Source organism: Ruegeria sp. MALMAid1280 (genome assembly GCF_049195285.1).
Lineage (GTDB): Bacteria > Pseudomonadota > Alphaproteobacteria > Rhodobacterales > Rhodobacteraceae > Ruegeria.
Genome location: NZ_JBMIRT010000057.1, coordinates 40871 through 55289, shown reverse-complemented (window position 1 = coordinate 55289; position 14419 = coordinate 40871). Strand labels below are relative to the sequence as shown.

Below are 14419 nucleotides of genomic sequence, written 5' to 3'. Positions count from 1 at the left end.
CTACAGGATGATCCGATGCCCAGTTCGAAACCAAAGCGGGAATGTGGAGAAAACGAGGAGTTCGGCTTCAGTTTAACTCAATTTTTTCTGGTCCGACCGCATGAGTCACCGAAGGGACAGACAGATGAACAAAACCTGGACCCCTCGGGCCGACGCGGCAACCACATGTGAGGGCAAGATGACCAAAGAACCCGAATCCAAGATCAATCCGGCTGAGGATCAGCCTGATTTCGAGCGTAAGCAGAACATCCGCCGGTGGATCGACGGCAAAATGCGCCGTTGGGCCGGTCGTGGCATTGCTGGTGGACTCGGGTCGACAATCCTGGCTCTGCCTGCACTGGCGCAAGCCACTGTCGAAGAGCTTTATGCCTTCCAGTTCGCGGAAACGATTCCCGGGGTACGCTCGGTCAAGGTGTTGGACAATGGCGACGTTCTTCTGAAACTGGCCGATGGTCGGAAACTGGTTGTGGCCGCCGAAAACGTACAGGTGCTGGACAGCGGTGCGGTCATGATTGCCGAGGGCGTCGTATCCGAGATCGCTCAGTTTAGCCTGGCCGAAGCTGGCGGTGCCGCTGCAATCGGGGGAATTAGTGGAACCGGGGCCGCTTTGGGTGGTCTGGGTCTGGCGGGTGCCGCAGCCGCTGGCGGTGGCGGCGGCGGTGGTGGTGGAGGGGACGACGATGCCGCCCCCGCGCCGACGCCCGCGCCCAACCATCCGGTTCTCAATCTGGCCGGATCGCAAGCCAACACTTTGAGCAGTGCCAGTATGAACCTGACCGCTCCGGAAGGTACGGACACGGTAAAAGTGACCATCGGCTCGTTCACCAAGACCGTGACGCCCGAAGCTGACGGATCCTGGAGCCTTTCACTGACCCCGGCTGAAGCCGCTTCCCTGCCGCAAGGCGTGCAAACCGTGACGATCCGCAATCTCGATGCCGACGGTGCGGAACTGTCGTCTGAGACAGTTGCATTCGATGTGGATACCACCCCCCCGACTCTGACAATTTCGGGGTTCTCCGACGGCGCGGTGATGAATGCGGCTGAGCAAGGCACGGACCTGACCATCACGGGTTCGACCACGGCCGAAGATGGCCAGACGGTTACCGTCTCCATCTACGGGCAGATCTACGAAGGCACGGTTTCCGGCGGACAGTGGAGTGTAACAGTCCCTGCCGCAGGGCTCGCCGTCATGCCGGATGGCGCGACGATTGCCGTCACCGCTGATGTCACCGATCAGGCGGGCAACCCGGCCACCCAAGCCGGTGCCAGTTTCGACACGGATTTTACCGCTCCGACAATTTCGCTGGACCCGGTGGCCGGCGGGTCGATTGAATTGATCGATGTCAGCGCAGACCTGACGCTGACAGGATCGACCACAGCGATTGACGGTCAGCCTGTTACTGTGACGTTCGACGGCCAAACCTATTCGACCACGGCCTCGGGCGGCGGTTGGAGTGTGACGATCCCCAGCGCCGATCTCGCGGGCCTGTCTACCGGCGTTCCCGCCGCATTCAACGTCACTGTTTCCGACGCGGCTGGTAACATCTCTGTTCCGGCCTCAGCGTCCGTCCCGGTTGATTTGACCGGCCCATCCGTCGCCATCTCTCCGCTGTCCGTCGGCGCAGTTCTGAACGCGGCCGAAGTGGGGTCCGACCTGACGATCTCGGGCACGACCGGCAATGTACAGGACGGTCAGCAGGTCACGGTCAGCCTGAACGGCCAGACCTATACCGATACCGTCTCGGGCGGTATTTGGACCGTGACAGTCCCGGCCGTCGATCTGGCCGCCCTGCCTGACGGAGGGAATTTCTCAGTCTCTGCGGACGTTTCGGATGCCGATGGTCTGCCGGCGCCTCAAGCCAATGTACCTTTGGCTAAGGACGCGACCGCCCCGGCGCTGTCGGTTGACAGTTTCTCGGGCGGAGCCGTGCTGAACGCGGCTGAGCAAGGCACGGACCTGACCATCACGGGTTCGACCACGGCCGAAGACGGCCAGACCGTGACCGTTTCGATGAATGGTCAAACCTACACCGGTGCAGCATCCGGTGGTGCGTGGTCCGTCACCATTCCTGCTGCAGATTTGGCAGCCTTGTCGGACGGGGCCACCATTGCGGTCACTGCAGATGTGACCGACCAGGCAGGGAACCCGGCGATCCAGGCCAGCAACAGCTTTGATACCGACTTCACCGCACCATCGGTGAGCATCACAAACCTGTCGGATGGCGCCATCATGAACGCCGCGGAACAGGGCACTGACCTGACGGTGACCGGTACCTCTGACGCTGACGATGGCACGGTGGTCACGGTCCAAATCGCCCGCCCCGACGGGACTGTTGACGTCACCGGCACCGCCACGGTCAGCAGCGGCACCTGGAGCTACACGGCCCCGGCTGCGGACTTGGGCGCACTGCAGGATGGGGTCGCTTACGAAGTGGACGCGTCGGTGTCGGATGCGGCTGGCAACTCCGCCCAAAACAGCGCGAGCTTTGACACCGATTTCACTGCGCCGACCGTAACACTCGACCCCTTGTCCGTAGGTTCCGAACTGGACGTGACCGAGCAAGGCAGCGACCTGACGATCACGGGCACAACCAGCGCCGAAGACGGGCAAACTGTATCTGTCATCCTGAACGGCCAGACCTATTCCGGTGTCGCCTCGGGCGGTGCGTGGTCGGCCACTGTTCCAGCAGTCGATCTTGCCGCTTTGTCTGACAGCACCGGCTATCCGATCTCGGCCAGCGTCGCCGATCAGGCCGGCAACCCGGCAACACCGGCCATGACCACTCTGACTACGGATTTCCGGCCGGTTTTGACGCTGAACCCTGTCGGCACGAACAACGCTGTTTCGCTGGCTGACGCTCAGGCATCCGGCGTTACCGTTTCGGGAACATCAACCGGTCTGAGTGCCGGCCAGGCGGTTGATATTTCCCTCAACGGAAGCCCGATTGGAAGCACGACCGTGGCAGCCGACGGCAGCTGGTCTCTGGCGGTCCCGGCCTCGGACTTCTCGGGCATCGACTCGGGTGATGCCCTTGATTTTTCGGCGGACGCAACGGTTTCTGGCGGACCGGACCCGCTGACCGCAACCGACGAAAACACGGCGCACGAACCCGCAGGCTATGTCATCACACAGGCTGGGATTTCCGGGAGCACAGTGACCTTCGAGGTCTACGCCGACTCGGACATGGATATTTCGGGCGGGCTCGCACTGGACGTGAAGCTGGGTTTCGATCCTTCGGTCACGACCTATGACCTCGGTTCCGAGATCCCGAACAGTGGTATCTTCGGTTTCTTCGCCAATCCGGACGGGGCCTCGTTGATCCGTTTCTCCGGTATCTCGAACACCATCACAGACCTGAGCCAACCCCTGATGACCTTCGACATGACTATTGTCGATGCAAGCAAACCCATTGAACTGACAATCGCGACCTCTGTTGGCGGGCATTCCGTCTTTCAGCTTGGCACCAATGGTGATGACACGCTGGTTGCAACCAACGTGGACAACATTATCCGTGGGCAGGATGGCAACGATGCGATTGATGTTTCGGCCGCAGGACGCGACGTTGTCCTGTTCGAGGCGGACCCGGCAGCCAATGGCATCGACACGGTGACGGGCTTCACAATCGGCCCCGCAGCCGAGGTGACCGACGCCATTATGTTCAGCGGTCTGAGTGTCGGAACCCTGCGCGGGGACGGAACGGATGTCGAAACTCTGGCTGCTGGAGATGCGATTGGTGCCGATACCGGTTTCGTCGGTCTGACAACAGTTTTGGGTGATTTGTCCCAAAACACGATCGAAACCGCGGTTGAGAGCTTTACCGGACTCCAGACGGGTGACGAAATCTACGTCATGGCAACGGACGGGACTGACAGTGTGCTGGTCAAGGTCGATTACAGCGCTCCCAATGCCGCGTCGGTTGAAACCGTCGCGCAATTCACCGGTCTGGACGATCTGACCGGTCTGAACGCAGACAACATCCTGCACACCGATCCCACCGGGGCAACCGCCTAAACAATGAAAGGGCTGCCGCTTGAACTGAGCGGCAGCCATCCTGAAAAGCATGGGGCAACAATGGCGCAGAACGGCCTGGTTCCAGTCACCGCCGCACGGCATGGGCATCAGTACTGGAAACGTTTCACCACTTACAGATTTGCAATCAATCGCACTGACTGCGCGATTGTGTTGCAGGAAGTACCGCAAACTGCCGGTGCCTTTCCGATCGTTTTCCGGGAAACCGGCGAAGGCGTCGAACCCACGGCCATCTTGTCCCTGGCTGCGGATATGCCCACACCTTTTGTTTCCCCGAAGGGGCAGTGGTTGGCAGCCTATGTTCCATCCGACCTACGCTGCCACCCCTTTCAAGCACAGCCCATCGGACAAAACACGCCCGACAAATCTGCGCTGTTTCATTTGAACGTGGATGAAACTTCCGGTCTTCTCAGCACAAACCCCAGAGATGAGTCCTTCTTTGACGGGGCTGGAAACCTGTCACCAGCATTGCGCGACGTTCAACGCTTTCTTCAAACCCGCGTTGCTGCCCGCGAGACGACTCTGGAGCTATGCCAGAAGATCAAGACCATGGGGCTATTTGAACCCGCTGACTCCCATGATGGAATCGCTTTGCCCTCCGGGACATTGGGCATTTCAGCCCTGCGGCTAAAGAAACTGTCCAAGGCGGAAAAACTCGATCTGGTGGATTCGGGCGCGTTTCTGCTGATCCACGCCCACCAGATCTCGCTATGCCATGTCGCCTGGCTGTCGCGTGCGCAAAACCAGCAGGCAGAGCAAATCTCGCAACGGAAATACACCGAAAATTCAGACATTTCCGGTTTTCTGAGTGCAATGGCCAACGCGCAGAATGACGATTTCCTTGGAACCAGTGGGGTGTGAAACACCTATGCCAATACTCAACCGCAGACTCGGATTTGCACCATTACTCTTCTTTGCCGCCGTGTTGTCGGCCTGTACGCCCACGCCCGATCTGACGGGCGTTGCGATGTCCCTGTCCAGCGGGTCCGTCGGGGCCGGCGCAAGCGAACCTGCGCCTCGGCTGGCGCAGAGCGCGTTTGGTCAGCGGATCAGGGCGGCTGTGGACTCAAACCCAGACCTCGCGCAAAGCGCAACGCGGTTGGAGATTGCTGCAGCCAACGAGGATGCCGCCAAGGGGGCCTTTCTGCCCCGGCTCTCCGTTGGCGTAAACGCGCGATCCGAACGAATAGACTCCGACATTGCCGATGTCACGCCGTATCTGCGCATTTCACAATTGGTGTATGATGGTGGGGCTGCATCGAATGATTTGGCGGCGGCAAAGGCGCGCGTGCTGCAAAGCCGCGGAGATCAGGTACAAACCGCATCAGCTGTCGCGCTATCGGCAATCGAAGCCTACGTCGTGGTTCTGGACCGGCGGAAAGTTCTGGAAATAGCGACCAGAAATGTTGCGGTTCATGAAGAACTGGTGCGGCAGATCACGGAACGCTCGGTTCAGGGTGTGGGGTCGAATGCTGACGTTCTGACGGCGCGCTCTCGTATGGCGGATGCGCAGACGCGGCTGGCAGATGCCAGGGCGCGTTTGGACCGTGCAGATGCCCAATACCATGAATTCTTTGGCGCGGCCCCCGGGGCTCTTCCACCGGCTGTCCCGGCTCCGAAACTGTCACGGACAGATGCTCAGATCGTGCTGGATAGCCCGCAAGTCAGACGAGCCGACGCAGCCTTGCTGTCTGCAAAAGCGGAACAGGCGGCCGCGCATGCACGGCGCCAGCCCGGTGTTGAAATTGCAGCTTTTGCCGACCGGGATGACAGCAACGACGCAAATTTCGGGGTCGATCTGTCATTCAACTACGAAATCGACAGTACGGGGCAACGTCGGGCCGCCATTGCGGCCGCAGAAGCACAGGTCAAGGAGGCGGAATTCGCGCGTGACTCGGTCATCCGGGACATTCGTCGCGAGCTGGAGTTCGTCCGCTCTGACCAGCAAGCCGGCGCAGTTCGCCTTCAGGCGGCCCGGGTTGCCGTGCAGGCCAACGCCGCCAGTGTTACCGCCGCACGCGAACAGTTTACCATCGGCAGGCGCAGCCTGATCGAGATACTGGATGCGCAGCGGGATTATGTGAACGCTCAGGAAAGACTGATCCTGGCCGAACAGAGTTTCTTTCTGACCAACTATGCCGCGCTGAGCCTGACCGGCGACATCTTGGATCTGCTGGGCGTCTCAACGGTGAAATGGGATGACGGTCTATGACACAGCTTTTGCCAATTTCGCGCGCGCCGTCGCTCTCTGCTCTCGAGGCTTGTCTGTTGCATGTCGCGGCCCAATTGGACCGCCCCTTGACGGTGGCCGCCTTGCATGCCGCCCAAACCGGCGCATCAGATGAGCTTACTCTTCGCGATGCCATTGAGGTGGCTCAAAGTTCTGGATTACAGGCCGGTTACGGCAAGCGCAGGTTGCAGGATTTCGACACAGACCTGTCACCAGCGCTGTTGATTTTGGAGGATGACAAAGCTGTTGTCTTCCACGGCCGCGCGCGAGATGGCAGCCTTCTGATTTTCGACCCGGACCTCGGAGACGGGATCGGCGAAGTGTCCGAGAGCAAACTGTGCCGCACTTACACCGGATACGCGATCCTGTTTCGCCGCAACCATCGGGCCGAGGTCTCGGGTAACGAGAACCCTACGTCCGGTCATTGGTTCTGGTCTGCTATGGCGGCGAACCGGTGGTCCTATACGCAAGTGATCCTGGCGGCGGCGCTGGCGAATTTGCTGGGCCTATCCACCTCGATCTTCATCATGGTCGTCTATGATCGCGTTTTGCCAAATGAGGCTACAGAATCCCTGATTGCCCTGACTGCGGGCGTCGGCCTCGCCCTGGGCTTTGACTTCCTTCTGAAATTGTTGCGCGCTGGGTTCATCGACCGCGCCGGACAAAAGGCCGATATGCAGATGGGACGGCGCGTGTTCGATCAGGTGCTGAACATCCGCATGAAGTCTCGCACCGGATCAACCGGCGCTATGGCGAGCACAGTGCGCGAATTCGAAACCCTGCGAGAGTTCTTTACCTCGGCAACGCTGGTCGCGTTGGTTGATCTGCCGTTCATTGCCCTGTTCGTTATTGTCATCCATCTGGTCGGCGGCCCGCTGGCTCTGATCCCTGCTCTTGCGGTTCCGGTTGTGTTACTGGCCGGCGTGGCTGTGCAGCCGGTGTTGTCGCGCTTGGCCGAGAAGAGCTTTTCGGACGGCCAGTCCAAGCAATCTGTTCTGGTGGAAACCGTTTCGGGGCTTGAGACGATCAAGACCACAGCGGCGGCCAGACCCATGCGAACCCGTTGGGAAAACGCGATCGAGCGTCAATCCGCGCACGGTGCACGCAGCCGTATGGTGACCCAGTTCGCCCTCAACCTGACTGGTTTCACCCAGCAGGCCGCGCAGGTTCTGATCGTTTTTTACGGCGTGTTTCTGATCACCGATGGGCAAGCGAGCATGGGGGCGTTGGTTGCCTCGGTGATGCTGACCGGGCGCGCGCTGGCTCCATTGGGACAGCTTGCCCAGACCCTGACCCGCGTCAATCAGGCCCGCAGCGCGTATCGCAACCTGAACGCATTGATGCAGGCCGAGAGTGAACGGCCGCCTGGGCGCAGCTGGATTAGCCGAAACAGCTTCGACGGGCGCATCAGTTTCAAGAATGTCCATTTCGCCTACCCGGATCAGGCCGAGGACACATTGGCGGGTGTGTCATTCTCGATCGAACCCGGTGAAAAAGTTGCGATTTTGGGGCCGATCGGGTCCGGAAAAAGTACTATCACTCGTCTGTTGCTTGGGCTTTACGAGCCGCGAACCGGTTCTGCCCTGCTGGATGGCGTCGATATTCGCCAGATTGATCCGGGCGATCTGCGCCGCAATGTCGGGTCCGTGTTGCAGGACATCTGGCTGTTTTCCGGGACCGTGCGCGAAAACATCAGCAGCGGCACCGTTCGGCCACGTGATCAGGATCTCATCCGCGCAGGAAAAGTGGCCGGAGTGGAAGACTTCGTCGCCCGCCACCCCAACGGCTACGACCTGAAACTTGCCGAACGCGGCGAGGGCCTGTCCGGGGGGCAAAGACAGGCCATCGCGCTGGCCAGAGCCCTAATCGGACACCCGCCGGTTCTGCTATTGGATGAACCCACCAGTGCGATGGACGTGAAAACCGAAGCCGAGGTGATCCGGCGCCTCAAACAAGCAACTCAGGACACCACGATGGTCATCGTCACCCATCGCACCAGCCTGTTGGAGTTGGTCGACCGAGTCATTGTCATCGAAAGCGGGCGCGTGGCTGCCGATGGTCCCAAGAGTATGCTCGCTCAACACGCCCGCAATGCAGGGAGGCATCTGAATGTCGCGGCATCCTGACCTCGCCACCCTCGCGCGCGAGATGCGCGGACGCTCACCGATACGCGGCTCCCTGCTTTTGCTGGTGATCGCCTCATGCCTGATCGCACTGGGCCTTTGGGCGCATCTGACCGAGTTGGACGACGTGACCCGGGTGGATGGGCGGATCGTGCCTTCGGCCGACGTTCAGGTAATCGAAGCCACGGAACCCGGTGTTCTGCAATCGCTGGAAATTCGCGAAGGACAGGTGGTCGACAAGGGCATGTTGCTGATGGAATTCGAAACAACCCAGATCGACAGCCAGTTCAGTCAGGAGCAGCAACGCGCCTTCGGCCTGATGGCGCGAACGCAACGCCTACAGGCCGAAATCGACGGTACTGACCTGAGTTTTTCGTCGGAGTTGATCAAAGGCGCCCCCGAGGTCGTACGATCAGAAGCCGCTCTGTACCAGGGACGGCAATCTGAGTTGCACGCCGAAATCGCCATCCTTGAACGCCAGCGCCAACAAAGGCAGCAGGAATATGAAGAAGGCCTTGTGGACCGGATCACCGCAGACGAAACGCTCAGGCTTTTGGCGGAAGAGCGCGCGATGATGGAGCCCTTGGTGGAAAAACGGATGGAACCCGCAACAACACTTTTGACGCTGCGCCGGGGAGAGGCCGAGTGGGAAGGTCGGAAGACCAGAGCTGTGGCCGCGACCAACAGGCTGAAGACCGGGCTGGACGAGATAGACGACCGCATCCGCGCGACCCGAAGCCGGTTTCGCAGTGCCGCGCTGACCGATCTGGCGGTGGCGACCACCGAGCTTGCCGCGTTGCGACCCGTCTTGCCTGCGCTTCGGGATCGGGCCGACAGGGCGCAGGTGCGGTCTCCGGTGCGTGGCATCGTCAACCGGGTGCATCGCAGCACAATCGGAGGAATGGCGCGCAGCGGGGAGGAATTGATTGAGATCGTACCCCTGAATGACACGCTGCTTGTCGAAGCCTACGTTCGTCCGGAGGACATCGCATTCCTGCACGCGGGGCAATCGGTCAAGGTCAAGATTACGGCCTATGATTTTGCCCGGTACGGGGCGCTGGACGGCCAGATCATGCGGATCGGCGCCGACACAATCACGCGATCCGAGCGCAATGACGAAGAGGTTTTCGTCGTGGAAATCGAGACCAGTAACGCGATGCTGGATGCCGATGGTGTCGCCGTCGAAATCATTCCCGGCATGGTCGCCGAGGTTGATATACTGTCAGGCCGCAAGACGGTTCTGGATTATCTGCTGCAGCCCGTGGTCAAAATCAAAAACAGGGCTTTGCGCGAATAAGGATATTTATGGGCGCCACAGGCCTGCTTGTGCCGACTGCATCCCTGTGGCGCCCACACGCTATTGCGAAGAGGAAACCCCTTCGGACGCTGGCTGTTTGAACTGATGGTCGAACAACTGGCGGAACACCCCGTCCTTCTCGATCAGGGTTTCAAGATTGCCTTCTTCAAGAACTTCGCCTGCCTGAATGACGACGATCTTGTCCGCCTCAAGCACGGTCGACAATCGGTGGGCAATGACAATCGTGGTCACATTCTCGGTCAGCCGGTCCAATGCCTTTTTCACAAGCGTCTCGGATTCCGCGTCAAGAGCACTGGTGGCCTCGTCCAGCAACAGAATTTCCGATTTGCGCAGAATTGCACGTGCGATGGCGAGACGTTGTTTTTGCCCACCGGACAAGAACGACCCGTTCTCTCCGACAGGCGTATCGTAGCCATATTCCAGTTTGCTGATGAAATCATGGGCATGGGCGGCGCGGGCGGCCTCCATCACTTCTTCATCGGTGGCATCCGGGCGCGCATATCTCAGGTTATCCATAACCGAGGACGAAAACAAAAATGTATCCTGGCCTACATAGGAAATCTTCTGGCGTAGTGAAGCAAAGCTCACGCCCTGCAAGTCCTGATCATCGATCTCAACAGTTCCGGAATCGGGATCATAGAAACGCATGATCAGACCGAAGATCGTTGATTTACCACCGCCGGACTGACCGACCAGAGCCGTCGTCTTGCCGGCCTCGAATGTCAGGTTCATATTCGAAAGCACCGGTGTGTCGCCTTTGTACCCAAACGTCAGATCCTTGAGACGGATTTCACCCGCCCCCGTGACCAGGGTTTTGGCGTCAGGGCTTTCCCGCATCTGATCTTCTTCGTCCAGAAGCTCGAACATCATGCTGATCGGGACCAGGGTGGTTTCGATGATAACACGCATTTTCGACAGGCGTTTAGCGGGCTCGTAAGCCATCAGCAACGCTGTGATAAAGGACATCAGCTGACCTGCCGAAGTTGGTTCGCTGCTACCGAAGCCGATGGTGCTGATCACCAGAATGCCCGCAATCGCAAAACCTGCCAGAAGTTCCATCAACGGACTGGCGATCGACTGCAGCTTGGAAATCGAGTTTGCACGTTCCTCGACCGTCCGTATGGCCCCGTTCATGCGATTCGTCATGTGGTTTTCAAGGGCAAAGACTTTGATGATCGTGATCCCGCCCGACGTTTCCTGCAGAACCTTGATGATTTCGGACAGTGCCATCATCTCGGATTGCATGATCGCTTTGACACGTTTCAGCAACATGCGAACGCTGATCAACGCAACCGGGCCGACGACGAAAAACAGCACCGATAGCATCGGTTGCTGGTAAATCATGACAAATATCAGACCGATCAAGGTCAGCAGGTCGCGCACAAAGCTTGTCACGACGACATCAACCAGTCGCCTGGCCGCCTGCGCACCCTGTGTCACGCGCAGCAACAGGCCCGAGGATTCGTTTCTTGAGAAAAAGCCGACCCCGCGTTTGATCAGCTTGGCGTAAAGACGCTCTTGTTGAACAGCGATGATGCGGTTGCCGGCGCGCGCCAGAAAGACGGCCTGAATGTACGAAGCAAGCGCCTTGCCAAGAAACAGTCCAATCACGGCGGCGGCGATCAGCGCGACCTTGGATCGCATCTCTGGTTCGGTCATCGCGTTGACGATGTTTTCCATCATCCACGCGGTACCCGCCGTTGTTCCGGCAACACCGACCATGGCCACCATCGCGATCCCGTACAACCAGCCCTGATTTCTGAGACTTTCGAACAGCAAGCGGCCAATATTACCGGATTTCCATTTGGCCCAGGTTTTTTTGATCATTCTATTCTCCAAAACCCTCAGCGGTTCCGATGCCTGACAGCGTCACGGTCTTACCCCGATCCCAAACCGCACGATTGCGGCAACGGTCGGATGCGGTGCTGTTAGTTATGCGCGACTGCGCCAAGAATCCATAGGCAGCGCGCAGATATTGGAGCTGATGTGTCCCGGTTGACATCAGGAGCAACCTTTTTCGGTTTGGTTTGCGTGTAACAATATGTAATTGCTTGTCTATTTCATCAATGTGGCAACAATAACAACATCCGCCCCAGATATTGATCGGCGTTTTATCGCCACTCGACATCCCCAAGGAAAATATATCCCGCCCCATAGATCGTCTTGATAAGGCGCGGATTTTTGGGATCTTCGCCCAGTTTTGTCCGCAGCCGGGATATACGCACATCCATCGCCCGGTCGAAACTGTCACCTGCGGCACCGCCCAGTGCTTCTTGCATCTGCGCCCGGCTGATCAGGCGTTTGGGGCTTTCCAGAAACAGCCGCAAAACTTCGCCTTCCGCATGGCTGAACGGTGTTTCCGCGCCGCTGCCGTCTTCCAACACATAGCGGTCAAAATGCGCGATCCAGCCATTGAAACGCGCCACGTCCGATTGCGACACCTGCGTGCGCGGGGACCGCAACCTGGCCCGGATGCGGGCCACGACCTCGGCGGGGTCGAACGGTTTGGTTATATAGTCATCGGCCCCAAGTTCCAGCCCGGTGACGCGATCCTGCACCTGAGCCCGACCCGAGATGATGATCACCGCCGCCCCCTGTTCCAGCGCCAACCGATGGACAAGCGCCAGACCGTCGGTATCGGGCAGGGAAAGATCGACCAGGCACACATCCGGTGTCACGCGTTTCAACGCAGCTTCGAATTCCCGAGCCCGGGCGAAGCACTGGGTGCGAAACCCCGCCTCTTCCAGCGCATCGGTCAGAACACGCCGGATTTCGGGTTCATCATCAACAATAGTGACCAGCGGTTGTGTCATCAGGCGGCCTCGGTTCTGATCAGGGCGGACAGTTGCGCCCGGGTAAACGGTTTGCTCAGCACCGGAGCCAGCGTCAGCGCCTGCCGATGCAGCGGATCGGAATAGGGCAAAGAGGTCATCAGAATGCACGGCAGCGCAGGCTTCAGTTGCGCCAACAAATCCAGCCCTGTCCCCTGCCCCTCCAGCCGAATGTCCGACAGCACAAACACGATATCGTCGATATCCGCCGTCAGCGCCAGCGCTTCATCGGCCGACGTCGCCTCGATCACCGAAAACCCGAGGTCGACCAGCATTTCCCGGAACTGCCAACGCAGGTCGTCACTGTCCTCGACCAGCAAAACCAGACCTTCCTGTATCGGCGGCGCCGGGCGATAGGGCAAACGCATGGCCACCGTCGCGCCCGAAGGGGTATTGCGCAGATTCAGATCTCCGCCCGCAAGTTTTACGGTATCATAGACCATGGGCAGGCCCAGCCCCGACCCCTTGCTGCCTTTGGTGGTAAAGAACGGGTTCAGCGCCTTTTCCAACCCTTCCTTGGAAAAGCCCGAGCCGGTGTCCGAAACCGCGATCTCGATCCAGATATCGCCGATCTTATGCGCGCTGATGGTGATCTGACCGGACCCGCCGCAAGCATCGCGCGCGTTCAGCACCAGATTCAGCAGAGCATCCTGAACCATGCCCGGATCCAGCATCAACGCCTCGTCGGGCAGTGTGTTCACCACCGACAACCCCACGCCACGCGGCAGGGAGGGCGAGGCCAGAACACGCAGGTCCTCGAGCAATCCGCGCATATCGGTCGCTTTCGGCTGAAAGGTGCGGTTGCCAGTCATGTCCGCGATCCTGTTCAGCAACTGACCGCCTCGACGGGCGGTCTGCTGGGTGGCAGCCACCAATTCCCGCGCCTCGGCGGACAAGTCCATCTTTTCCAGCCGCGACTGCATCCCCAGAATGATCGTCAGCAGGTTGGAAAAGTCATGCGCCAGCCCGCTGGTCATCTGCGCCGCCATGGCCCGGCGTCGGGTCTGTTGCAGGGCAACGCGCGCCTGGGTTTCCTCGGTGATGTCGACCGACATCACATAGACGCCGCCTTCGCCATCCGGAGAGAACGACACGCGGATACGGCGGGAATCCTGATCTTCTGTAAACTCGAACACCGAGGCTTCGCCGCCATAGGCTTTTTTCAGATGGGGTTCGACGCGCGGGAAGGCCACAGCCCCCAAAGCCTGAGAAACATGCATGCCCAGAATTTCTGACGGGCGGCCCGGCATAACCGAGCTGAGACGCCGGTTCGAATAATCATACCGCCAGTCCGGATCCAGATGCGCAATATGGGCCGGCATCATCTCGGTCGTCATGCGCGTGCGGGCTTCGATCTCGGTCAGCTGGCGCTTGGCCTCTTCCAGCGCAGAGTTGGTGGCGGCGAGTTTTCGGTTGGTGGCCGAAAGCTCTTCGGCCCGGTCCAGCAACTGACCCGACAATTCCTCGGACCGGGCGCGCAGCAGGGCCTCGGCCTGTTTGGTGTTGGTGATATCGGTGTAGACCGAAACCCAGCCGCCTTTGGGCAGCGGCGCCCCTTCGACCGAAATCACCCGTCCGTCGGCCCGGACACGTTCCATATAGTGCGGCTCAAACGTCAGCGCCTGTTGGACCCGCAAATCCACGATGGCCTCGACATCTGCGTCAGCGCCGTATTCGCCACGCGCCGCCAGATAGCGGATCGTGTCCCGGAACCGTGCCCCCGGCTGGACCAGTTCATCCGGCAATTCGAACATTGCCTGAAACGGCCGGTTGCTGACAACCAACCGCAACTGACTGTCATAAATCGACAATGCCTGCCCGATCAGGTTCAGACCGGCGGTCGTCATCTCTTTTATGTGCTGTTCGGTAATGTCCAAATTTGCCCTC

At 59.5% G+C, this 14419-nt stretch carries 8 protein-coding genes; 5 read left to right on the top strand and 3 right to left on the bottom strand.

Features of this window, described 5'->3' with window-relative positions; genetic code table 11:
* Positions 1 to 124: 124 nt before the first annotated feature.
* From ACOQFT_RS15960 to ACOQFT_RS15940, 5 genes are read left to right on the top strand one after another with little or no spacing between them, the layout of a single operon-like run.
* Positions 125 to 4012 (top strand): Ig-like domain-containing protein, encoded by a 3888-nt coding sequence (locus ACOQFT_RS15960; protein ID WP_421598880.1) that lies wholly within the window; start codon positions 125 to 127, stop codon positions 4010 to 4012.
* A 60-nt stretch (positions 4013 to 4072) separates the two neighbouring features.
* The gene (locus ACOQFT_RS15955; RefSeq protein WP_421598879.1) at positions 4073 to 4891 is read left to right on the top strand and encodes a SapC family protein; all 819 of its coding nucleotides are present in this window, start codon (positions 4073 to 4075) and stop codon (positions 4889 to 4891) included.
* 7 nt (positions 4892 to 4898) lie between these two features.
* On the top strand, positions 4899 to 6242 hold the full coding sequence (locus ACOQFT_RS15950) for a TolC family protein (RefSeq protein ID WP_421598878.1): 1344 nt from the start codon (positions 4899 to 4901) through the stop codon (positions 6240 to 6242).
* A complete protein-coding gene (locus ACOQFT_RS15945) occupies positions 6239 to 8386 on the top strand; it encodes a type I secretion system permease/ATPase (protein ID WP_421598876.1) in 2148 nt (715 codons plus the stop codon). Before ACOQFT_RS15950 ends, ACOQFT_RS15945 begins: the two co-directional genes overlap by 4 nt.
* Positions 8370 to 9680, top strand: a complete 1311-nt coding sequence (locus ACOQFT_RS15940; protein WP_421598875.1) for an HlyD family type I secretion periplasmic adaptor subunit — start codon at positions 8370 to 8372, stop codon at positions 9678 to 9680. Before ACOQFT_RS15945 ends, ACOQFT_RS15940 begins: the two co-directional genes overlap by 17 nt.
* Positions 9681 to 9740: 60 nt before the next feature.
* On the opposite strand, the gene ACOQFT_RS15935 is transcribed toward ACOQFT_RS15940, so the two are convergent.
* The 3 genes from ACOQFT_RS15935 to ACOQFT_RS15925 form a co-directional block, all read right to left on the bottom strand.
* Positions 9741 to 11528 carry an ABC transporter ATP-binding protein gene (locus ACOQFT_RS15935; RefSeq protein ID WP_421598874.1) on the bottom strand — a complete coding sequence of 596 codons (1788 nt, stop codon included), beginning with the start codon at positions 11526 to 11528 and terminating at the stop codon, positions 9741 to 9743.
* 284 nt (positions 11529 to 11812) lie between these two features.
* Positions 11813 to 12514, bottom strand: a complete 702-nt coding sequence (locus ACOQFT_RS15930; RefSeq protein ID WP_170446807.1) for a response regulator transcription factor — start codon at positions 12512 to 12514, stop codon at positions 11813 to 11815.
* Positions 12514 to 14409, bottom strand: coding sequence for a PAS-domain containing protein (locus tag ACOQFT_RS15925; protein ID WP_421598873.1), 1896 nt, complete (start codon positions 14407 to 14409; stop codon positions 12514 to 12516). The genes ACOQFT_RS15930 and ACOQFT_RS15925 overlap by 1 nt, the downstream gene beginning before the upstream one ends.
* Positions 14410 to 14419 lie beyond the last annotated feature (10 nt).